General features: G+C 42.7%; 17 protein-coding genes and 1 tRNA gene. 6 read left to right on the forward strand and 12 right to left on the reverse strand.

Features of this window, described 5'->3' with window-relative positions:
- Positions 1 to 15: 15 nt before the first annotated feature.
- Positions 16 to 363 carry a hypothetical protein gene (locus R8P61_18705; protein MDW3649107.1) on the reverse strand — a complete coding sequence of 116 codons (348 nt, stop codon included), beginning with the start codon at positions 361 to 363 and terminating at the stop codon, positions 16 to 18.
- 68 nt (positions 364 to 431) lie between these two features.
- Here R8P61_18705 and R8P61_18710 point away from each other — a divergent pair, with 68 nt between their 5' ends.
- Positions 432 to 1,388: a hypothetical protein gene (locus R8P61_18710; protein MDW3649108.1), complete on the forward strand. Its 957-nt coding sequence runs from the start codon at positions 432 to 434 to the stop codon at positions 1,386 to 1,388.
- A gap of 157 nt (positions 1,389 to 1,545) precedes the next feature.
- On the opposite strand, the gene R8P61_18715 is transcribed toward R8P61_18710, so the two are convergent.
- On the reverse strand, positions 1,546 to 2,382 hold the full coding sequence (locus R8P61_18715) for a glycosyltransferase family 2 protein (protein ID MDW3649109.1): 837 nt from the start codon (positions 2,380 to 2,382) through the stop codon (positions 1,546 to 1,548).
- 251 nt (positions 2,383 to 2,633) lie between these two features.
- Entirely contained in the window at positions 2,634 to 3,452 is an 819-nt protein-coding gene (locus tag R8P61_18720) for a prohibitin family protein (GenBank protein MDW3649110.1), read from the reverse strand.
- A 375-nt stretch (positions 3,453 to 3,827) separates the two neighbouring features.
- On the opposite strand from R8P61_18720, the gene R8P61_18725 reads away from it, so the two are divergent.
- Positions 3,828 to 5,747 carry a M1 family metallopeptidase gene (locus R8P61_18725; GenBank protein ID MDW3649111.1) on the forward strand — a complete coding sequence of 640 codons (1,920 nt, stop codon included), beginning with the start codon at positions 3,828 to 3,830 and terminating at the stop codon, positions 5,745 to 5,747.
- A 188-nt stretch (positions 5,748 to 5,935) separates the two neighbouring features.
- On the opposite strand, the gene radC is transcribed toward R8P61_18725, so the two are convergent.
- The 7 genes from radC to R8P61_18760 form a co-directional block, all read right to left on the reverse strand.
- Positions 5,936 to 6,625, reverse strand: a complete 690-nt coding sequence (gene radC / locus R8P61_18730; GenBank protein ID MDW3649112.1) for a DNA repair protein RadC — start codon at positions 6,623 to 6,625, stop codon at positions 5,936 to 5,938.
- A 160-nt stretch (positions 6,626 to 6,785) separates the two neighbouring features.
- Positions 6,786 to 7,040 carry a 30S ribosomal protein S20 gene (gene rpsT / locus R8P61_18735; protein MDW3649113.1) on the reverse strand — a complete coding sequence of 85 codons (255 nt, stop codon included), beginning with the start codon at positions 7,038 to 7,040 and terminating at the stop codon, positions 6,786 to 6,788.
- A gap of 91 nt (positions 7,041 to 7,131) precedes the next feature.
- The gene (locus R8P61_18740; GenBank protein ID MDW3649114.1) at positions 7,132 to 7,944 is read right to left on the reverse strand and encodes a hypothetical protein; all 813 of its coding nucleotides are present in this window, start codon (positions 7,942 to 7,944) and stop codon (positions 7,132 to 7,134) included.
- Between the two features lie 67 nt (positions 7,945 to 8,011).
- Entirely contained in the window at positions 8,012 to 12,814 is a 4,803-nt protein-coding gene (locus R8P61_18745) for a hypothetical protein (GenBank protein ID MDW3649115.1), read from the reverse strand.
- A 22-nt stretch (positions 12,815 to 12,836) separates the two neighbouring features.
- Positions 12,837 to 13,664, reverse strand: a complete 828-nt coding sequence (gene prmA / locus R8P61_18750) for a 50S ribosomal protein L11 methyltransferase (protein MDW3649116.1) — start codon at positions 13,662 to 13,664, stop codon at positions 12,837 to 12,839.
- Between the two features lie 90 nt (positions 13,665 to 13,754).
- Positions 13,755 to 14,123: a hypothetical protein gene (locus R8P61_18755; GenBank protein ID MDW3649117.1), complete on the reverse strand. Its 369-nt coding sequence runs from the start codon at positions 14,121 to 14,123 to the stop codon at positions 13,755 to 13,757.
- A 103-nt stretch (positions 14,124 to 14,226) separates the two neighbouring features.
- A complete protein-coding gene (locus R8P61_18760) occupies positions 14,227 to 15,534 on the reverse strand; it encodes an aminopeptidase P family protein (GenBank protein MDW3649118.1) in 1,308 nt (435 codons plus the stop codon).
- A gap of 121 nt (positions 15,535 to 15,655) precedes the next feature.
- Here R8P61_18760 and R8P61_18765 point away from each other — a divergent pair.
- The 4 genes from R8P61_18765 to pth all read left to right on the forward strand — a co-directional run bounded on the left by R8P61_18765 (position 15,656) and on the right by pth (position 17,986).
- Positions 15,656 to 15,727, forward strand: a tRNA-Gln gene (locus R8P61_18765).
- Between the two features lie 9 nt (positions 15,728 to 15,736).
- Complete coding sequence (locus R8P61_18770; GenBank protein MDW3649119.1) at positions 15,737 to 16,675, forward strand: ribose-phosphate pyrophosphokinase; 939 nt, start codon at positions 15,737 to 15,739, stop codon at positions 16,673 to 16,675.
- A 5-nt stretch (positions 16,676 to 16,680) separates the two neighbouring features.
- On the forward strand, positions 16,681 to 17,304 hold the full coding sequence (locus tag R8P61_18775; GenBank protein MDW3649120.1) for a 50S ribosomal protein L25: 624 nt from the start codon (positions 16,681 to 16,683) through the stop codon (positions 17,302 to 17,304).
- 73 nt (positions 17,305 to 17,377) lie between these two features.
- Positions 17,378 to 17,986 carry an aminoacyl-tRNA hydrolase gene (gene pth, locus R8P61_18780; GenBank protein MDW3649121.1) on the forward strand — a complete coding sequence of 203 codons (609 nt, stop codon included), beginning with the start codon at positions 17,378 to 17,380 and terminating at the stop codon, positions 17,984 to 17,986.
- On the opposite strand, the gene R8P61_18785 is transcribed toward pth, so the two are convergent.
- Together R8P61_18785 and R8P61_18790 are read right to left on the reverse strand one after the other, a co-directional pair.
- Positions 17,967 to 19,094, reverse strand: a complete 1,128-nt coding sequence (locus tag R8P61_18785; protein MDW3649122.1) for a sorbosone dehydrogenase family protein — start codon at positions 19,092 to 19,094, stop codon at positions 17,967 to 17,969. The two genes, pth and R8P61_18785, sit on opposite strands and share 20 nt — an antisense overlap.
- Before the next feature lie 58 nt (positions 19,095 to 19,152).
- Complete coding sequence (locus tag R8P61_18790) at positions 19,153 to 22,041, reverse strand: gliding motility-associated C-terminal domain-containing protein (GenBank protein MDW3649123.1); 2,889 nt, start codon at positions 22,039 to 22,041, stop codon at positions 19,153 to 19,155.
- Between the last annotated feature and the right edge of the window lie 9 nt (positions 22,042 to 22,050).

Here is a 22,050-nt window from a genome sequence, read left to right on the forward strand (position 1 = left end):
TTTTTGCGATCAGGTTCAGAGATTCTCAATTTTCTCCATGACCTTATTGTAAATGGGATCTACAAAGAAAAGGAATCCAAAACCCATACCTGCCATAATAAAGAAGGGGGTTTCTAAGGTAGCCGTTAAAGCTATTCCGAAGAACATAGAACAGAGAAAAAATGCCCAGCCAAACTTATTCTTCCTTATTTTTTTAACTTTTGGCTTTCTATTTTTCCTTCTGCCGCGGGTTTCTGTTACTTCAACAGGCACATAGATTTCAGCCTCCGGATTAAGGTGTCTTTCTGTAGCAAGGTTCTGGTCTCCTTCCAGAATTTCGTGTTCTACGATATCAAACTTGTTTTCTTCTTTGGAGAAACTCATAGGGCATGTAAATTTGATCGCGAAGGAATTACTCCTTCCGACTAAAGATACAACAAATCGACTGAAGGTTGAAGATTTCAGATAATATTCTCACAAAACTCGACCATCCGGCAAAAATCGTCGATTTAGCACTGGATTGGGAGCTTATTTCTTCGCTACAGGAAAAAAAGTGGGAAGAAATTCCTGAGCTTTCTGCCTTCATTCATCTAAAAAAGCTGAGCCTGGCGGGCCATGAAATTCAAAAGCTGGAGGGCTTAATTGCTTCACTCACTCAAGTTGATCTCTCCTACAACCTGCTTAGAGAAACTCGAGGACTAGCTCCCATGGATAATCTCAAAGAGCTGGACCTTTCCTTTAATGAATTGGAGAACATATCAGAAATTGCCGGATGTCAGCAATTGACCCGATTGAATCTTGCCCACAATTTTCTCAAAGACCTTTCGCCCCTCTCTACTCTGAATAAACTCCAGCTACTAGCTATCTCAGGAAACAAAAGGGTGAAAGATCTATCTTTTGCTTTGAACATGGAAGATTTACAGACCTTTTATGCCAAGCAATTGAGTCTCATGGATTGGGGACAGCTAAATAATTTATCATCACTGGAAGCCCTATATATCAGCCCCATCTCATTTGAAAGCCTAAACAGCCTCCGCTCCCTTCCCAAACTGGAAACTTTGCATCTGAGTGCAAATAAAGTCCCTGAGCATGGGGTTTTGCCATATTTCCCTCACCTAAAGCACTTGAGCATCTTAAAAGGGAAACATCTACGCAAACTGGATGGAATCGACAAACTGACAGGGCTGACTCATTTAAATTTGGCCCAAAATCAATTAGAGCAGCTTCCTGACTTGAAGGGAATGCAGAATTTGGAAGAAGTAATCCTCAAACAAAATCCCTTGTTATCAATTGATGCACTCTTCGAATTGAATAATCTGAAAAAACTGGACATCAGGGATACCGGCTTAAAAGGATCAATGGTAAAAAAGTTGATCCAACATTTTGCAGAGGCAGAGGTCCTGTTTTAATCCCCTTTTCAAAAGCTAAAATTAAAGGAAGCAGAAATTGCATCTTTGAAAGAAGATAGGGCTTACAATTACCTGATGCTCATTTCAAGTCCTGGAAATGCTTAGAACGGCAGACCGGACGCCATTCATTTTTAAAGATGGGGATATGATAAGATAATCAGGGACTTAGGTATTCAGCAAGGCGGGAACCTTCTTTTTTGATCCGTTTGGCAAAGGCCCACTTAAGACCTCCATCGGCATGCAGCCGACGATCACTGGTCCAGGCTCTCGAGTCTTTACCGGACAAATACTTAAGACGTCCAATTTTCATCAACATCAAGGCCATATGTCCATCCTCGCTGCCTGTGGGTGTATGCTCATAGCTCCCATGCTCTAAACCATCCTTTCTCCGAAAGGCAGAATTGAATCCATGCACATTGATGTAGGCCCTTTTCCTCCGGCGAATGGCGTAAAGAATGTTACCCAGACTTTCGTGCAGGCAAAAACTCAATCTCGAACGCCCATATTCAGACACAAAAGAATGCGAACCATAGGCTACTGCATTTGAGGGATCTTCAAGCTGTTGGACATAGGAAAGTCCCCAGTCTAAGGGATAAAGGGTATCAGCATCTGCCTGAAGGATAACATCCCCTCTGGCTGCCTCCAAACCTTTTTGGCGGGCTCCTTTGGGACGCATATTGAAAGGCAAAAGCAATTCATTTACCCCCATATCCTCAAGAATTTGAGACGTATTGTCTTTGCTGGCATCATTGACCACCAATAATTCTGTAGGAAGCTGATCCGGGAGTTTTAGTTCGGAAAGAGAAGAAAGCGTTTTTAGGAGAAAGCGCTCTTCATTATAGGCAGGAATCACAATAGATGCCCGAGGATTTTTGACCTGATAGCGCTCCAGGCCTTTCCTGATATGGGAGAGGCGATCTTTGCTCAAATCTTCCGGCATCTTCGCCTCGAGATTATGCTTAGTGATCCAATGTGGAGTATTAAAAGGTACCATTTATTCCGTCCAAACTTCTTGCAAAGTAGCTTTTCAGTTTTGAGGAAAGCCTCTCAAAAGTATGAGTGGTAATTTTTTCCTCTTAAAAAGTCTATTTTGCCTGACAAAGAAATTTATCCCTTTAGGAAATACAGCCCCGATTTCTTTATAGAACTTGCACAGATAGGAATCAGCTTTTCTTTGTCGATTTTTGGACGAAAAAAAACGGGACAAGATACTCTCCTGTCCCGTTTTGCTCATATGAGCTTTTTTTAGTTTCCTCCCAAGATCAAGGGAAGGCCATTATCACCACTTCCAACGATAATGGTTTTGGCTCCTTGAGACTTGGCCAGTTCCAGGGTAGCCTGGATTCCTTTTTCTCTCAGGATTTTATCTGTCAAACTCGCACTTAGAATACGGTTTGCATCAGACTTGGCTTGTGCCTCAATCAAAATCCTTTCTGATTCTTTCTTTTGACGTTCGATCTCAAAGTCGATCTTATCAGCCATCTCTTTTGCCTTCAGTTTATCCTGAATGGCATTTTTGATTTGGTCAGGGAGATCAATATTTCGCAAAAGAGCTGATTCCAAAATGATGTTTTTCTCCGCCAGTGAAGCTGAAAGATTTGTTTTGATCAGGTCTTCAATTTCTTCACGCTTATTTCTATAAAGCTCTTCTGGCGTATAGCGTCCTACAACCCTACGAACTGTAGAGCGGGTAAGGTCAGCAATAATGGTTTGTCCATAATTTCTACCTATTTCTTCATGGAGAAATCCAATTTTATCCTGTACCGGACGGAAACGAACAGAAACATCGATATCAATGGCAAGGCCGTCTGCAGAAAGAACATTCATTTCTTCTTCCTTGATCATCTCCCTTACGTCATACACGTACATCGTATTCCAGGGAGCGATGACATGGAAACCCTGATCATAAACAGTTTCCTTATCCAATCCTCCTCCAAATTTCTTAAACAGGACACCTCTTTCTCCTGCTTCGATAGTTACAAATGCTCCTGAGGTAAGGAACAATAGCAGCATGAATCCAAAGAATACCATTACTGCCGTTGACACGACTCTAGATTTATTCATGATCGATAAATTTAATTTCTATTTCTATAATTAGGTTTGTATTTAATTCAATCTTTCAGCTTCAATCTGCTGGAATTACAAATTACCCAAATTCTTGACACTATTCCAGCAGCTTTCGTTACAGCCTAAAGGAAAAGACGAGAAAAAATCGGAAGGGTCTAAAAATTCTTTCATAAAATTGAGAGATTCCTAATCCCTGTCTTTTCATTCCAGCCACAATTTCGCCATACGGGAGAGAATTCGCAAATACGGCTTTTCATCCCCTATTTCCTCGCCCATATAATATGACCGTTCGCAGATCATTTTGTTTCCGAACACGGGATATTTGTACATTTGGTCTTTATTGGAAATTCTATATTCAAGTAATTCTAATTCATGCTACGTAATATAATGCTCCTGGCATGTATTGCACTTCTTTCAGGAATGCAATTGCAGGCCCAGGAAAGCGGACTACCTATCGCGGATGTTTATCAGAAAGCCATAGAAAAGGGAAGCCGAACTACAGATGGAAAACCCGGCCCCAAGTACTTTCAAAACCGCTCTGATTATCAGATCAAAGCTCGATTAGAGCCTTCAAGCCGTACCCTCTCCGGAACTGTAAATATCAAATATCAAAACAATAGCCCGGATGCCCTGGATCAAGTTGTCCTACGACTCTACCAGGATATGTATAAAAGGGGCTTTGAAAGTGATGATAATATTGCTGAAGAAGACCAGACGGATGGAGTGGAGATTTCACAGATATTGCTAAACGGCAAAACCCTGGAGCTGAATTCGGAGCAATCTCCTGTCAGCAGAAAGGGAACCAATATGTTTATCCAATTGGAAAATGCCCTTCAAAGCAGAGCCACACTTCAGTTGGAAATTGGCTGGAGTTTTCATATTCCCTCCAAAACGCATGTTCGCATGGGTGAATATGGAGAAGGATCCTACTTTATCGCTTACTGGTTTCCGCAGGTAGCAGTATATGATGATATGTTTGGCTGGGATGTCCTTGATTATACTGGTACCCAGGAGTTTTACAATGACTTTGGAGATTTTGAGGTTGAAATCAGTGTACCGGATGACTATGTGGTTTGGGCTACGGGTGTATTGCAAAATGCAGAAGACCTGCTTACCAAAGATTACTACCAGAAATACCGGGATGCACATAGTTCTGATGAAGTGATTCAGATCGTGGGGAAAGAAGACTATGAAGCAGGAAGGCAAATCACTCAAAAAGGGATGGATGGATATAATAGCTGGAGATTTCAGGCAGACTTTGTCCCTGATTTCGCTTTTGCAGCGGCCAACTTTTACCATTGGGATGCTGCCAGTTCAGTAATAGATGAAAGTGGAAAGAGGGTTTATGTTGATGCCTGTTATAAACCTAAAGCCAAAGACTTCCCGGAGGTAGCGGGCTATGCAAGAGATATCATCAATGATCTTTCTATGAGAAGTCCCGGAATTGCCTATCCGTATCCAAAAATGACTATTTATCAGGGTGATTTTGGTGGCGGAGGGATGGAATATCCTATGATGGTAAATGATGCTTCTACTTTTAGTCCCGGCTTTGCCTTTAGCCTTACCTATCATGAAATTGCACATACCTATTTTCCCTTTTATATGGGGATCAATGAACGTCGCTATGCCTGGATGGATGAAGGATGGGCTTCTTTCTTTCCGGAAGACATGATGGTCAGTAGAGGGTTTAGCAGAAAACCGATGGGAATGAACGTACAGGGATTCACTTCTTTTGCGGGAAGTCCGACTGCAGAGCCGCTCATGGCAGAATCTGTAGACCTGCAAGGCATGACCTATGGGGTAAATTCCTATTTTCATCCGGCGACTGCCTATTATTTATTACGCGATCTCCTGGGCGAGGAACTTTTCCTCAAAACCCTTCGCGGCTATATGAATCGTTGGAATGGAAAACATCCTAATCCTTATGATTTTTTCTACAGCTTCAATGATCTTTCAGGCCAAAACCTGGATTGGTTTTGGAAAGCCTGGTTTTTTGAAACAGGTATGCCAGACCTCAAGCTGAAGGTAAAAAGCGTCAAGAAAAAGAAGATGAATGTAGTGATAGAGAATGTAGGTGATTTGCCGCTTCCTATTTACCTGACAATCAGATTTGCTGATAATACGACTGAGGTAATTCGTGAAACAGCCGCAGTCTGGAAAGATGGTGCAAAAAGCTTTCCCATCAATCGAAAGTTTGATCAGAAGATCAAATCGATCAAGTTGGGAGAAAACTGGATTCCGGATAAGGCTACTAAAAACAACAGCTATAAGGTAGCTAAGAAGAAGAAATAATCAGCTAAGGGAACTTAGCTTTCATTACCGAAGCCCTTCCTTTTCCTGGGAATTACGCATAGCATGTGTACGCCCGGCTTTGCGAAGGGCTTCAGTATGTCTGGCTTCGTCCTTCTCTCATATAACCAAAGGAGAATGGTAAATCATGAGCCTTAGGTCCCTCCACTGAGCCCAAATGAAGAGCTTGCCTACATCTCTCCCGAGTTAGCGAAAGAGTAATACCCCCTCGAAGAGATGATCACATGATCCAAAACCGGTATATCAAAGAGTTTTCCGGCTTCCTTACACTTTAGGGTAATGTTTCTATCGGCCTGACTCGGTTTTAAATTACCGGAAGGATGATTGTGAACGAGAATAAGGGAGCTGGCAAGCTGATTTACGGCTTCCCGAAAAATAATGCGGGTATCGATCACCGTTGCATTTACCCCTCCTTCAAATAATTGCTTTTCTGACTTAAGTTCATGATTGCGATTGAGGAAGAGTACATAGAAAACCTCATGATCCAAATCTGCCAACTGAGGGCCCAGGTATTGGTGAACAGCTTCTGCAGAATTGAGTTTGAGTAGCTTTCCGGATTCGAGGGCCTTCCTTCGGCCCAGTTCAAATGCAGATGCAATGCTTACTCCCTTTGCACGACCCACTCCCTTTACTTTCATCAAATCTTCAAGAGAAGCTCTTGCAAGTCCCTGTAGACCTCCAAATTCTGAAAGTATGCTTCTCCCCAATTGAATGGCTGATTGCTTCTGACTACCAGTACGCAGGATGAGGGCGAGCAATTCGGCATCGGTGAGGGCAGAGATCCCCCTTTGGATAAGCTTCTCTCTCGGGCGATCCTCGAGCGCCCAGGCACTGATAGGTTGATGTTGATAGGTCTGCATAAATTGTGTTTTATAATTAAACACAAGCTATGCTAAGCGCTATCCAATGCCATGGAAAAAGTACAGAAAAGGTAACGCAAAATGCCCGACCAAAAGGCCAGGCATTCGCAATATCTTCTTGGTAATCAATAGAAAACCAAAACCGAGAGGTAAAACTGGACTAAGCGAGTCCGTTTACAAACTTGGTTAATTTGCTCTTATAGTTAGAGGCGGTTTTCTTATGAATGATGTTGGCTTTCGCTACTCTGTCGATGTTACTCAAAACAGAAGGCAGCATTTTTTCAGCTTCAGCTTTCTGTTCAGTAGCACGCAACTTCTTGATCATGGAGCGCATAGTCGTCTTCTTATAGCGGTTTCTCAACCTTCTTTTCGCACTTTGACGGATACGCTTAATTGCTGACTTATGATGTGCCATATTTCTATTTGAAACCTGTTTTCTTAATCGGTTGGCAAATATAATGCTTCCTTTCGAGAAGTTCAAAGGTCTTGAGAGAATTTTTTCAATATCAATTGCCCAAATGATAAAGAACAAAGCTTGCTCCGCACTGAGGATTGAGAAATCTAGCCCCGGATTCGCTTTCCTCCAATAAAAAATCAAGCCGGCAATCCGCATCCAACTCTTCTTCTTTTCCCTGATTCATTTCAAAATAAGCATTGGGCATTGTTTCCATATAGTCTGCTTCCCTAAAAATGCTTCCATCCTCATTCCAGCTTTTCCATCTCAGGGTAAGGATACTTGAATTACCTCTGATCTGCAATTTCCCATATCTACCTGCTGTGGTTTGATAGAGCAGGATGGAATTAGGGAGCAGCAAATTTTCCTGATTGGGGGTAGCAGGGATTTTCTCGCGGGAAAGTTTCGCACGCAAGGCTTCCTTGCGTTCAATCCGGTCGAATAGTTTGATTCTATTGTTTCGGCTAAAGAGAAAGCTTTTTACTGTATCCAGACGATCATCTTCATGGTCTTCTTCGAATATTATTTCCATTTTTCCGCTACTCAATAAGGTCAGGGTTTGTTTTATTTTTAGTCCTTCTCCCAGCCAAAGCATCTCCAAGGGGCCAGCTTCCAGTTCATAAGCCTTGAATAATCGGCTTCCCCATTCGCATTTATCAGGAAGGCAATTTCCCCACAATTGAATAGAAACATCCCCTCCTTCTTTTTCCAGTATGATTAGCTGGTCTATTTCTCCGTCAAATACATTTAATCTCTCCCAATGCCCCACAAACTCAGCCAGGATGTCTACCTCTTTAAAAGGCTCCTCTGGAGCCTCACAGCTCATCAGCAATAGTAGGACAGGTAAAACAATAAACAAGCGCATAACTTAACATAAAAAAAATCGCTCCCTGTTCATACAGAGAGCGATCTTTTTTCGGCAGAATCTCTACCTATTTGATGTATTTCACGACAAAGTCCTGACGGAAACGGCTCACTTCATCCTCTGGAGCAACTTCCAATCTGAAGCCATCATTGCTCTTGGACTTGTCAATCATTTCCTGAAGGGGACGATTGTATTTTTCATAATCACTTCCAACCGTATATAATACCTGGTCTTCGAAGTGGAAGTACACCCAGCTGAATTCGTCAACTTCCAGATAAATAGTCAAGCGATCTGGCTCCTTATCACCCACTCCATCGATGCGACCAAATTTGTAAACGATCTTGGCACCCACCTTTTTATTTACGACCTCCCCATTGATTCCTACCAAACCAACTTCCGCATCGCTAAACAAGGCTTTGTATTCCCTGCTGTAGTTAAAGTCTATACCAGACATCAAGAGCGTAAATGGAAGTTGTTGGGCAAGTTTGATATCGGTATATACCAAAGAGTTTTGGGTATTGGCGATGAACTTGGTGGTCTCCCTTTCGCCTGCTTTCCCTTCATCCAGTAATTCAGATATATTTTGGATGAAAGCCCGCTGACGGAAATCGATATTCTTACTTGAAGTGGTAAGGAATTGGAAGTTGGTCGCCAAATGCTCCAATTGTTCCTTAGGGATCAGGTCATTGAAATCAACTCCCATGATGATATCAGTAGACAGCTGACGTTTCTTCATATCCTCTTTCCACAAACCTGCCATTTTCACTGAGATCGTTTTATCTGCAAAATCAAATGGGAAGTTCAGGAAGCCCTGAGAAGTGATCGTATTCTGGGCATCATTGAAACTCACAGTAGAACCTTTGTAAGTCTGGTTCTTAAGTTTCTGCTCCTGCCCGATCCTGAATTCTTTCTTTCTTCTGTCGAAAGTCAGACCTCCAGAAGCTGTCAATACTTCTATGTCATCTTCTGCTTCTTTCGCTTGCAGGAAATTGGAGTAAAAGATTCTGTTTTCAGGAACAAAATTCAATCCTACGGTCAGCACCTCATCCAGGTCATTGGTAAGGTCATCTGCAATCGGGATAAATACTGAATCCGGATTCACCAGGGTCTTTTCGAAAGTGAACCATGCACCTTTAAACACAGGGTTTTCAGATTCGATCTTCACTTCTCCCTCGAAGGTGAGGAATTTCTGTGAAGCATCCAGAGAGGCCTTTCCTTTAAAGAAGATTCTTTCTGTGAGGTAGAATCCATCGGTCTCGGTGATATCTCCGGAAGCAGTAGTGGTGGTATCTGAGTTTACATCAATATTACTAAAGTCTATGTATTGTTTCTTTCCATTGACTTCGATGTAATCGTATTTACCTCCACCTGTATATTTGTTGCGGCTCATGATCCGCACATTGGCTTCGTAGATTTTGTGGTATTTGGATTCCTGATCTGCCTCTACCAATGCATTGGTCAGGATTTTCATATCCCCACCTTCTTCCAAAATCACTTTTTTATCTTCCGGGGTGATCATCGCATCAGCAACGAAGATGTATGGAACCCCATTGATGTCGATTCTTCCGTCTTCAATATCGTACTGAGCATCTTCAGCCTTAAATCTCAGGCTATCCTTTTCCGCGGCAGTAGCTACAAAATAATTATCCTTTAGATAAGAACTCAATCCTACAAGTTTCAGATCGCGTGTTGAACGTTGGTATTCTCCTTTTGCCAGGGAGGTTGCATACTCATGTCCTGGGAATTTGGCCAGTTGTTTACCCACTTTCTTGGCCTCGAAACCAGATTTATGACGGTAGACATCATATTTCACAAATACATCTTCTGCTATGAAGTGAGTATACTCAGGATCATCAACATCCAGCACTATGAAATCCCCTTCTACGTTGAAGTCCATATCATTGAAAATGATGCTATCACCACGAACTTTTATTTCCCCCAGAACAATCTCACCATTTCCGATCATTCCCTGCTCGGTGATTTTAAGGGTTCCCGTAAACTCTGCCTGCCCATCAAATACAGATATAGCTTCTTCCTGAGAAGTGATGCCCAGGGCATTTTCTTTCGTATACCAGGTATATAGGGCTTTGGGCGCACCTACTTTCGGGAAATAGACACCTCCACGGAATCCTCGCCGCATGTCAAAGTTATTGACCACGGCCATCACAGAGTCAAAATGGAAAACAAAAGAATCACTTTGGGCAACTGTTCCTAAAAACTCTATGGTACCATTGCCCTGCAATCCATTTCCATCCAGGGTTATTTCATTGGTGAACTTTCCTTTATCCTCATAAATCCGATAGCCCCTCGGAGGCGTTTCTGCCTTGAAGCCCAGGGTAAAGTCAGGCATAACCTGTAGGGTCTGCCTGAATTTGGGGAATATCTCTGAAGAGAAGAATTCTCCCTCAAATATCAGGTCCTCCGCTTGAAGATTTTCTATGCCCGGCAAGACAAAAGGGTCCAGTGAAAAGTTCATTTTATCCTTTTCATAAACTCCCCCCTCAATATGAGGTTTTTCCCAGTACAGATAAGATCGGGAATAGGAGTCAAATACTGGAAACTGTTTGTAGTCTTTCTCCCCGGATTTGTTGTTGGGGTCATCTACGTGTATGGCTCCCGTGATTCCTTCAAAGACAGTATTGTCCAGGGCTTTTTCAAAAGGCGTAGGTTCATAGCCCGGGGGCGGGTTTCGCACCAGAACGAATCGAAGGGAATCGATCGAATCACAGGCTATCTTATAACTTTCATAATCAAAGGTAAAGCTGGGACGGTCTACATCACTTGAATAAAAGTTGATGTTTCCACTTGCCACCAGTCCTCCGAATTGAAGATTCCGATCTTTCTGAACAGCCACTTCTCCTTCTAATGGGAGCACACGCAGGAAGACCGAATCACTCAAGGAGAAAATATTAACCCCTCTCATCCGGATGTCCATATCTTCCAGATTCATCGAGGCATGAGCCCCGCTATCCACTTTGGATATGATCTGGATGGCATCAAAGTCTTTCTTCTTTCTTGCAGCCAGGGCCCAGTTGGTCAACTTGGGCAGAGGCGTAATCTCCTGGGTCTTTTTATTGTATTTGATAAATCCGGAACCTTCCAGACCAGGAAGCGATCGTTTGAAAGCTGTCAGGTCTGCTTTGGCCGAACGATAGGCAGGATCAGATAAGATGGCCTGCGGGAAGATCGGCATATCCGGGTTTTTACTTTTATATCTGTGTATGGCTCCAATCGGGTTGAACTTCAGAATGTTTTTAAACTGATTGAAGCGGGAGCGGGTAAAGTAGTCAAAGGACTCGATTGCTGAGACTTTGTTTTCCCGGTCGATAAAGGCGGTAAATTGAAGTTCGTCTGTATTCAGGTCCCAAACAATGGTCTCAAAGTAGAGAAAGTATTCGTGGTAGGAGCTGGCGAAAGGTACACTCCGATAGGTTCCTACATTGGATTTTTTGAGGGTAACCAGGGTATCTTTGGCAGAGTAAAGGGCATCCATACCTGGATGGTAGATACTGTCCTGGTCAGAAGTTTTGATGATGGTCTCGAGATTTTTCCCAACCATTCTTACCTCATCCAGCACAAAAGTCTCTCCTTGCAGCATAATTACAGGATCTCCCTGACGGAGGATATCCATTTTGGCTTTGATATGGTTTAGGACCATTTCAGTGGTTGCCTGTAGTTCCTCTTCCTCTGTACCCCACTCATCTGTATCCCAATTGGTATCATCCGATTCAAAGGAGGAAGTCTGGGCTTCTTCATAATCCCATTGATCCTCTCCCCATTCGTCATCTTTCTTTTCATCTTCACTCAGTTCAGAAGACGAAATGCCATTATACCAACTGTCAATTTCAGGATTGCCTGTATTGCTTTTCTTGATCGGAACCTCTTCCAACAAATCATAGGAAGTCCCCAGCCTTCTCACTCCCTGAAGAGAAAATCCTCCTTCGTATCGAAGGTTTGGAATGAGTTTATCAATCACAACTCCTCCTCCATGGCTTTTGAAGTAGGGATAATTGGCCTTCTTTAAACTTTTGAATCCTACGTTTCTATCTTCAAATTTTCCGACCAGATACCCGTCAATCATACTTTTGTAATAAAACTGAACGGTATCTACTTTAACCAGACCAAAGTTTGCATTGATCTTGTACTTGCCGAATTCACAATAAACATCTTCCTTATCCAGTCCCAATTTAGACCAGTCAACACGTCCCTTTTCTCCAATAAAAGTCTTTCCCAATAGATTATAGTCTCCCTTAGTAGCATATATATGGGTGCTGTCTTTGGGTCTGAAAGATTGATAAACAAGGTCTGTCTCTGAAAAACGAACCACCGGGAAGGTATAATTCCCGTTTTCATCTGCTACATTAATGATGGTTAGCAAAGGATCTTCCTGACTTACTTGCCAGTGGAAAATTCCTTTTTTCAGCAAATAGCCTTCAGGAATAAACTCTAGAAGTCCTCTGAAAAATTTACTCAGCTGATCTTTCTTAATCGTCTTGACTGATTCCCCTGTAACCTCAAGGAAATTGGCCAGCGGAATTTTTATCCGCGTATCCTGTCGTTTAAAATGCCCATAAAGCAAGGTAAAATTGGCCAAATCGGGCGAAGTTCTCATTCGCTTATCCACCAGTTTATTGATAACCTCAATAAATTCAGGTTTCTCCAAATCTGACATCTGACCTCCGGTCCAGAGATTATTAAGCTCTGTACTGGCTTTGAGGGAAATCTCGGTATTTTCCTGATTAAGGGTTTTGGTAAACTCTTTCAGAAACTCATCCGGATCTGTAGAGAAGAAATCAACCCCCTGGGCAAATAGCCCCTGCCCCAGGAGAACAAGGCTGACAAAAGTGCTGATCTTAGCAAATACTTTCATATCAATCTTTCTAAAGAAGCAACTATTTTGTAAAAGCTGCAGCGACCCAATTATTCTCCTCCACCCGAGAAGAAAAAGTCAGCCCCTGCTCTTTTGATAATTCTTTTATTTCTATTTCATCCTGGGTGTAAAAACCACTCAGGAAAAGTTTTCCATTTTCTTTCAGATGACCTGCATAAACAGGAATATCTTGCAGCAAGACATTTTTATTGATGTTGGCGAAAATGAGGTCATATTCCTCAGTGGGAATATCTTTCGCAATCCCTTCTATAACCTCGATGCCCTCTGCTTCATTCAATTGAGTGTTTTGCTGGGTATTTTCCACACTCCAGGGGTCTATATCTATGGCAAAAACCGAGCTAGCTCCCATCTTTAAGGCAAGAATACCCAGTATACCCGTTCCACAGCCCATATCCAGGATATGTTTTCCTTTCATGTCTTCCGCTTTCATCAATCTGATCACTGATCGGGTAGTTTCGTGGTGTCCGGTTCCAAAGGCCATTTTAGGATCGACTACTACTGTATGAGTAAAGGAATCATCTGCTTTTCTGAAGGAAGGGATGATTTGGCAGAAATCATCTATCTCTACATTTTCCCAGGATGCTTCCCATTCTTCGTTCCAGTTTCGAGGAGCAATTTCCTTTATAGAAATAGAAAAAGACTCCCGATCCAATGAGGATAATGCCTCCATCATAGCCTCCTGATCAAAATCGGGACTATCGATATAGGCCTTCACCCCTTTTTGAGTTTCCTCAAATGCCTGAAACCCCACCATAGAGAGCCAGGCAATCGCCACTTCAACTTGAGTGGGATCGATCTCGATGGCGACTTCTGTTAAGTTCGTCTTCAAATTCGAGCTTTAAACTTTATCAATAAAAATGGGGTAAAGCTCTGGCTATAGGCAATGACATTGATGAAATGAAAGGAAAATAAAGAAATGTTACTGGCAACCTACCGTTGTACGAAATTCCGTGTAGGCAATACTAAAGTCTGCAAAGCCCTTTACATCTTCTACATAAATCGTAAAATCTGCAAAGCCTCTGACATCTGTGAAATACCAGTGGCCGGCCTCATTTGCAAAACCTTCGGAATCTTCCTTGAATACCACCATATCCGCAAAAGATTCAATGTCCTCAACAAAAACGCGATAATTGGCAAAAGCAGCCACATTTTCGACATAGACAGCTCCCATCAATTTGCAATAGTCAGGAGGTGTTTCAGCAGGCATACGCAACTCACTGGAAGCGAAGCCCATGAATAAAGGAGACAGAAAAAGAACCCCAATTAAAAGTTTGCGGAGATGATTCATAAAGATTGGCTTGTATTTATGTGTGGTAAAATAGGAATAATGTCTTTATTAACGCAAGAAAAGCGCATTCTTGTCTAACAGGGTAATTATTTTGGTATAAAAATCACTTTATGGTCCGATTCTTTGCCATGGCTTCTTCTACTTCTTCCGCCTCCAGGAGGATATCCTTCATTAGATTTATCGGTCCTTCTTCACTGATCAGAATATCATTTTCCAATCTGATGCCGATATTTTCCTCCGGGATATAGAGTCCTGGCTCACAAGTGAGCAGCATGCCTGCCTTGAAAGACTGATACTTGCTCCCTACATCATGTGTATCCAAGCCCAGAAAGTGCGAGATACCATGCATACAATACTTGCGATATGCCTGTGGATCGTTTGCATCTTCTTTCGCCAAATCTTCCTTTTTCAACAAACCCAGCTCAATACACTGCTCCGTAATAAACTTCCCTACTTCTTTATTGTAGTTCTCAAAGGTATTTCCTACCACCAATTGAGAAGTTGCAAATTTCAGGATGGCCAGGGTTCCCTTATAAATATCTCTTTGGCGAGTGGAAAAGCGTCCATTTACCGGGATAGTCCTTGTCATGTCTGCACAATAATTTCCATATCGGGCGCCCATATCTATCAGAATAAGATCTCCATCTTTCACTTCTTTATCATTATGGATATAATGCAGGACACAAGAATCCTTACCGGAAGCTACGATAGTATCAAAGGCGGTTCCTGAAGCCCCCTGTCGTATAAACTCATGGAGAATTTCAGCTTCTATTTCATATTCGTATTGGCCAGCCTCCACAAATCCCAGAACCCGATGAAAAGCATCCCCCGTAATAGAGACTGCTTTTTCCAGCATTTCAATTTCTGCTTCCTTCTTTATCACCCGCAAATCTTCCATGATAGGAGCTGCCCGATGAAGTTGATGCGTTGGATAAGTCTGTCGAAATTTTTCGGCGAGTCGATGGGCAGCACTAGGTACAAAGGTATTCAATCGACTATGCTCATTGATATCCAGGTAAATCCCGGAGAAATGGTACAAAAGCCGGGAGATGACATTTTCAAAATCCTTAAAGAAATAAACCGTTTCAATTCCGGAGACAGCTCGTGCTTCTTTCTTTGAATATTTCCAGCCTTCCCATACCTGTATATGCTTATTGGTAGCCTTGATAAATAGCATCTCTCTAAAGCGTTCTTCTGGTGCATCGGGAAAGAGCACAAGAATCACCTCTTCCTGATCCAAACCTGTGAGGTAATAGAGGTTATTATTTTGAACAAATTTGTAGTTTGCATCCCCATTGCTGGGATAAAGATCATTGGCATGAAAGATGGCAATGCAGTGAGACTCCATTTTACCTGCAAAGGCTTTTCGGTTCTTAATAAAGAGCTCAGAAGGCGGACTTTTATATCGCATGTTCCTTTTTATCAGAGGATTTGAAAAAAATTAGGACAAAATGTAAAAAAAAGTTGACAGACATTTGATAGAAAAAAAAGAATAGTATACCTTTGCAAGCCAATTGAGAGATATTTGACAATGACCCGTGGTGTAATTGGTAACACACCTGGTTTTGGTCCAGATATTGGGGGTTCGAGTCCTCCCGGGTCAACAAGACACTATGTCATCACCGATTAAAATATTTTCGGGCTCTGCATCGGAAGATTTAGCAGAGAAAATATCAGACTTTTTTGGATCTCCTCTCGGTGAAATTGAACTCTTAACCTTCAGTGATGGAGAGATGCAAGTTTACTACGAGGAGTCTATCAGAGGGTCTGATATTTTTATTGTGCAGTCTACCTTCGCACCCGCTGATAATCTCATGGAGTTGTTCCTCCTGATAGATGCAGCTAAACGCGCCTCTGCAAATCAAATCATAGTAGTTATTCCCTACTATGGATATGCAAGGCAGGATAGAAAGTTCAAATCCCGTGTATCGGTAGGTGCAAAATTAGTGGCCAATGTATTAACGGCAGTAGGAGCAGACAGAGTTGTGACGATGGACCTACATGCTGGACAGATACAAGGTTTCTTTGATATACCGGTTGATCATTTGGATGGTACAGCAGTTTTCATCCCTTATATAGAGAGTCTCAATTTAGAGAATCTTTGTATCGCCTCTCCAGATATAGGAGGTTCGGCAAGGGCCAGAAGATATGCTAAACATCTTTCTGCAGAACTGATCATTTGCGATAAGCACAGGCTCAAGCCAAATGAAGTTGCTTCTATGCAAGTAATCGGGGATGCTAAAGGAAAGAATATCATCCTGATCGACGATTTGGTAGATACGGCTGGCACCCTCTGTAAAGCAGCAGAAGTATTGCTCGATGAAGGAGCACTTTCTGTTAGAGCGATTGCCACCCATGCGGTACTTTCGGGTCCCGCCTACGAAAGAATACAAAATTCAAAATTGAAGGAATTGGCAGTTACAGATACCATTCCTTTAGATAAAGATAAAAACATAAGCAAACTGAGGGTTTTGAGCGTTGCTCCAATCTTCGGGAAAGCTTTCAGAAAAATACATAACAATGAATCTATCAGTTCATTGTTCCTAAAGTAAAAGTGATGAAAAGCACGGAGCTAAAAGCATTTAAAAGACCTGATACAGGTAAAGCTAGTTCAAAGCATATGCGCAGAGAGGGCAAAGTACCTGGTGTTGTATATAACAACAGTGAGGCTACGCATGTCTTCTTTGACTATAAAGAACTCAAAACCGTTCTCTATACTCCTGAAACCTATATCGTAAATCTTGATGTAGAAGGAGAGAAAGTAAGCACCATCGTAAGGGATGCAGATTACCACCCGGTAACTGAAAAAATCCTGCACGTTGAAATGCTCAGCGTATCTGAAGACAAGCCGGTAATCGTTTCTCTTCCTGTTTCTTTGGTTGGAAAACCATTAGGAGTTGGTAAAGGGGGTAAATTGCTTACCAAGCTTAGAAAGATTCAGGTAAAAGGCATTCCTTCTCAGCTTCCAGATAAAGTAGAGATTGATGTAAGCTCACTTGAATTGGGACATACTATCAAGATTGCTGATGCAAATATTACAGGTCTTAACATTGTAACCCCACAAACAGCAGGAGTTGCAAGCGTAGAGATTCCACGTGCACTGAGAAGCGCAGGTGCTGTAGGAGAAGATGGAGAAGAAGTCGCCGCAGAAGGTGGAGAGGAAGCTGCAGCAGAAGAATAGGATATTCAATATCAAAACATATACATTTTGCCAATTCCTCAAAAAGGAATTGGCAATTTCCATATAATAGGATATGAAATACCTCATTGCAGGTTTAGGAAATATTGGAAGTGAATATGTGGATACTCGCCACAATATCGGTTTCATGGTTTTGGACCATTTGGCTGAAAAACTCAAAGTGACTCCTGAGCTAAGTCGTCACGCCTATACCGTTACAGCTAAGTACAGAGGGAGAAGGTTAGTCCTGGTCATGCCTACTACTTTTATGAATTTGAGTGGAAAGGCTGTGAAATACTATATGGACCAGGAGAAGATTCCCCTGGAGCGAATCATGATTGTTACGGATGACCTCAATCTTCCATTTGGCACAATAAGGATGCGGGCGAAAGGTTCTCATGGCGGGCACAATGGATTCAAGCATATCGATCAGGTCTTAGGGACCAATAATTATGCACGGATCAGAATGGGAATAGGAAATGAATACCTCAAAGGTCAACAGGTAGATTATGTACTTTCTCCATTTACAGATGAAGAATTTGATCAGTTACCTGAGCTTCTGGAAAAGGCCTGTAAAGGCATTCTATCCTATGTAAGCATAGGAATAGGCCGGACGATGAACGACTTTAATAAGAAAAAGAAAAAGCCCAAAGAAACCCAGGAACCTAAACAGCCCGATAACTGATTCTATAAATCACATCAGCAAAATCATCCGAGACCAGAAGCGAACCATCTGGCAACTGGATTATATCTACAGGCCTTCCCCAGGCCTTGCTTTCCCCTAACCATCCCTCCGCAAAAGCTTCATAACTGACTGCTCGATCTCCCTCCAGCTTCACCCGGGAAATTCGATAACCCTGCGGTTGAGTCCGATTCCAGGAACCATGCTCCGCAATAAGGATGTCATGTTTAAAATCTTCGGGGAACTGAGAGCCCGTATAGAATTTCATTCCCAGAGCTGCAGTATGAGGCAGCAATCTTTGAGCCGGTGCTGTAAATTCATTACACTCTCGTTTTTTGCCAAAACGAGGATCAGGCAAAGTCCCTTCATGGCAATAAGGAAAACCAAAATGCATACCTTTTCGCGGCGCATGATTGAGTTCATCATGCGGAACATCATCGCCCAACATATCGCGGCCATTATTCGTGAACCATAGTTCTTTGTTTTCCGGATGCCAGTCAAAGCCCACTGAATTCCTCACCCCCTGAGCAAATACTTCTTTCTCCGACCCATCTATATTCATACGCATGATGGTCGCATATCTCTCATCCTCTTTTTCGCATACATTACAGGGAGCGCCTACCGGAACATAGAGCTTATCATCCGGACCGAAAGCAATGTATTTCCAGCCATGCCAGGCATCATCGGGGAATTGATCATCCAGGAGGGTTTTATTGGGGGCCGAAAGATTATTTTCAATATCATCATAGCGCCAGATCTTATCGATTTCGGCAACATATAGATTCCCATCTTTATACGCCACTCCATTTGGCGTATTCAATCCCTCCGCCAATACGATCACTTCTTCGGCCTTAAAATCTCCATCTGTATCTTTGATCGCATAAACTTTCCCGGCTCCCCTACTTCCCACAAAGAGGGTTCCTTCATCTCCGCGAACCATAGAACGGGCATTTTCTACCCCTTCGGCAAAAATGGATATTTCAAATCCATCGGGTAGCTTGATTTGGTCCAGAGGGAGGGTATCCAGCTTTTCTTCCGGACGATTTACACTAAAACATGCGGATAAGGCAGTGGAAAGAAATATTCCGTAGAGGAGTGTTTTGAAATTCATAAAGCTGAAATAAGGGAAAGCAGTAATCAATCCCAAATTTCAGCTTTATCTGATAAAATTATTTAATCAGGGTCAGGGTACCCGATTTCTGGGTTCTGACTGGCTCATTATTTCTATCGGGAAAGACGTATTCATATACCCAGACATAAACACCTTCCATACAAAGGCCATTATTACAGCTTCCGTCCCAGGCCTGATCGGGATTGTCGGTTTCAAAAACCAGTACTCCCCATCGATCGAATATCTTTAATCGTGCCTCTTGCAGATTACAGAATGTTTCAGCTTTGAAAAGGTCATTTACCCCATCAAAATTTGGGCTAAAGGCAGAAGGAACGTTCACGATGCAGTTACAAATTTCGGTGAATACAACCACAGAGTCCGCACTCACCCCACAATTGTTGCTAACTTCCAGCGTAATCAAACCGCCTTGTTGAACCAGATAAAAGGGATCGGAACTTCCATCCTGCCATAGATAGGTTTGACCCGGAGAAGGTTTCACCTCCAACCTCAATTGCCCTAAATCTTCTTCGCAAAGCAATTGATCTGCGCCGAGGTCTACCACTGGTAGATCCTGATAGGCTACAAAAATTTCATCTGTTTCTATGGCACAATCATTAAAGACCTGAAGGGAATAAGCTCCGGGAGAACGAACCACAAAACTCATTTCATCTGAGCCATCCTGCCAGAAGTATTCAAAGCCGGCCTGAGTGCTTTCCAATAAAAGCGTATCTCCCGCACATAAGGTAACATCCTGCCCAAAGTCGAAAGGCTGAGGTACCGCCTGGAAATCGACGACAATCCCTGCATCTACAGCTCCACAAGCATTGCTTACTGATACTACATAACCAGCAGGCTGAGTGATCGTCCTGACAGGTCCTATAAAACCATCATCCCAGATATAAGTAGCACCTGGCCAGGTGGCATCCAGGGTAATCGTTTCTCCCTCACATAATAAGGTATCATTTCCCAGGAAAATTTGTGGTAATGGATTGAAGGTAGCTTCTATTGTATCAGCATTTACTCCGCAACTATTGCTGACTGCTACCCAGTAAGTCCCAGATGAAAGTACCCTATAGCTTGTTAAGGTAGAACCATCCTGCCAAAGGTGATCTATTCCAGTAGCATTTGTTGCCAAATCCAGGGTATCTCCCTGACAGAGGGTTGTATCATTCCCGAGGTTTATCACGGGTGGCGGATCTACAAAATTGATTTCAACTGTATCTATATCTGTTCCACAGAAATTACTGACTCTGACCCAATACTCTCCACTATTATTGACCTGAAAGGTCGAATTAGTGGAACCGTCCTGCCACTGATAGGTAGAAGCAGGGGTCCAACTCGCATCTAGTACACGCGTAGTTCCGGTACAAAGAGTAGTATCATTCCCCAAAAATATATCTGGCCTCAAATCATAATTCACATTGATTGAATCCCTGACAGTCCCACAGGCATTACTTACTTCTACCCAGTATAAACCGGAAGAACTTATTGAAAATGTGGGAAGGGTCGAATTGTCTTGCCAGAGATAAGTTGCCCCTTGAAGACTTACGTCAAGATCGAGGGTGGCTGTACCACAAAGGGTTGTATCGGTGGCATTAAAGAGATCAGTTGGAGGAATGGGTTGGTAATCTACGCTAATACTGTCTGTATCTGTTCCACAAAAATTTGTTGCCGTAGCCCAGTAGACTCCGGGCATCGTAACTTGAAACTGAGGGAAAGTGGAAGCATCCTGCCATTGATAACTGGCATTACTATTAGTTGCATCCAGGTTCAAGGTCGCTGTACCACATAAAGTAGTATCATTTCCAAAGTCCACCAATGGATTTACTTCGCTTGTAACCACAATAGAATCTCTATTGCTTCCGCAACCATTGGTCAACTCAACCCAATAAAGGCCTCCCACACTTAGGACTCGGGCACTATCAGTCAGGCCATCCTGCCAAAGATAAGTAGGTCCAGGTCTGTAAGCATCCAAAAGAATACTTTGCCCGGGACAAAGGGTAGTATCTGCTCCCAAATCTAGCTGAAGTTCTGCAGCAGGAGTAACTTCTACTCGGATGGTATCGGTGAAAGTAAGCCCACAATTATCCGTTACCGTTGCGACATATGTAGTAGTCGTGCTTGGATTTGCTATGGGGTTCTGAATGTTAGGATCAGAAAGACCCGTTGTCGGAGTCCAGCTAAAGGATACCCCTGGACTAGCTGCTAAAGGAACGGGATTGCCTTCACATAGGAAAAGCGTATCTCGAACAGGAATGATCAGATCCTCAAAGCACATATTGTGTGCATTTCGACCTGCAGATCCTGTAGCTGCTGTAAACCCCCAGGTTACAAGATTGGTCCCACCGAAAATTGTATTTACTATATCTCCGGTATAACTCAAGCTCACAGGTCCACAATCAATGAAGACTTGCAATAATTGCGTTCCAGGATCCCAACTCACTTTGACATCATGAAAGTTGCCATCTTCTATATTGGCAGAACCAGGCATGATGGGTACAGGCCCTGCGAGATTGTTGGCGGTATTATGATCATTGATTCCATCTCTCATAATCGCTAAGTGATCCGGTCCGGGATCATTGGAACCTCCATTAGACCAGGTATCCATTTCTATAGCGAGGGAAGGAATCATGCCGGCATAACTCAATGAGCCTCCTCCTAAGGGGGAAGGATTGGTTAATGGGCCTGAAATTTGGAATACCAGCGCGATACCATCTGCCCCATTTCCATTTCGTGTTCCAAAGGAGACTCTATTATAGAGTTCGAAAGGCTGGTTAAAATCCAGAGGCGTCTGACTCCAAACGGCTCCTTCCCGATTAGTCTGATTGGGGGTAATAGCCGCGCATACCGCTGTGGTGGCTACCGCATCACCTCTCACATTAAATTGGGCTAAAATTTCAGGAAGGAAAAAAGTTGTAAGCAATAAGAAGATAAAAAACTGCTTCATTATCCGGGA

The organism is Bacteroidia bacterium (genome assembly GCA_033391075.1).
Lineage (GTDB): Bacteria > Bacteroidota > Bacteroidia > J057 > J057 > JAWPMV01.

Coding starts and splice junctions, on each gene's coding strand:
- R8P61_18705 (MDW3649107.1), bottom strand. CDS start 363: ATGAGTTTCTCCAAAGAAGAAAACAAGTTTGATATCGTAGAACACGAA.
- R8P61_18715 (MDW3649109.1), bottom strand. CDS start 2,382: ATGGTACCTTTTAATACTCCACATTGGATCACTAAGCATAATCTCGAG.
- R8P61_18720 (MDW3649110.1), bottom strand. CDS start 3,452: ATGAATAAATCTAGAGTCGTGTCAACGGCAGTAATGGTATTCTTTGGA.
- R8P61_18725 (MDW3649111.1), top strand. CDS start 3,828: ATGCTACGTAATATAATGCTCCTGGCATGTATTGCACTTCTTTCAGGA.
- radC (MDW3649112.1), bottom strand. CDS start 6,625: ATGCAGACCTATCAACATCAACCTATCAGTGCCTGGGCGCTCGAGGAT.
- rpsT (MDW3649113.1), bottom strand. CDS start 7,040: ATGGCACATCATAAGTCAGCAATTAAGCGTATCCGTCAAAGTGCGAAA.
- R8P61_18740 (MDW3649114.1), bottom strand. CDS start 7,944: ATGCGCTTGTTTATTGTTTTACCTGTCCTACTATTGCTGATGAGCTGT.
- R8P61_18745 (MDW3649115.1), bottom strand. CDS start 12,814: ATGAAAGTATTTGCTAAGATCAGCACTTTTGTCAGCCTTGTTCTCCTG.
- R8P61_18755 (MDW3649117.1), bottom strand. CDS start 14,123: ATGAATCATCTCCGCAAACTTTTAATTGGGGTTCTTTTTCTGTCTCCT.
- R8P61_18760 (MDW3649118.1), bottom strand. CDS start 15,534: ATGCGATATAAAAGTCCGCCTTCTGAGCTCTTTATTAAGAACCGAAAA.
- R8P61_18770 (MDW3649119.1), top strand. CDS start 15,737: ATGTCATCACCGATTAAAATATTTTCGGGCTCTGCATCGGAAGATTTA.
- R8P61_18775 (MDW3649120.1), top strand. CDS start 16,681: ATGAAAAGCACGGAGCTAAAAGCATTTAAAAGACCTGATACAGGTAAA.
- pth (MDW3649121.1), top strand. CDS start 17,378: ATGAAATACCTCATTGCAGGTTTAGGAAATATTGGAAGTGAATATGTG.
- R8P61_18785 (MDW3649122.1), bottom strand. CDS start 19,094: ATGAATTTCAAAACACTCCTCTACGGAATATTTCTTTCCACTGCCTTA.
- R8P61_18790 (MDW3649123.1), bottom strand. CDS start 22,041: ATGAAGCAGTTTTTTATCTTCTTATTGCTTACAACTTTTTTCCTTCCT.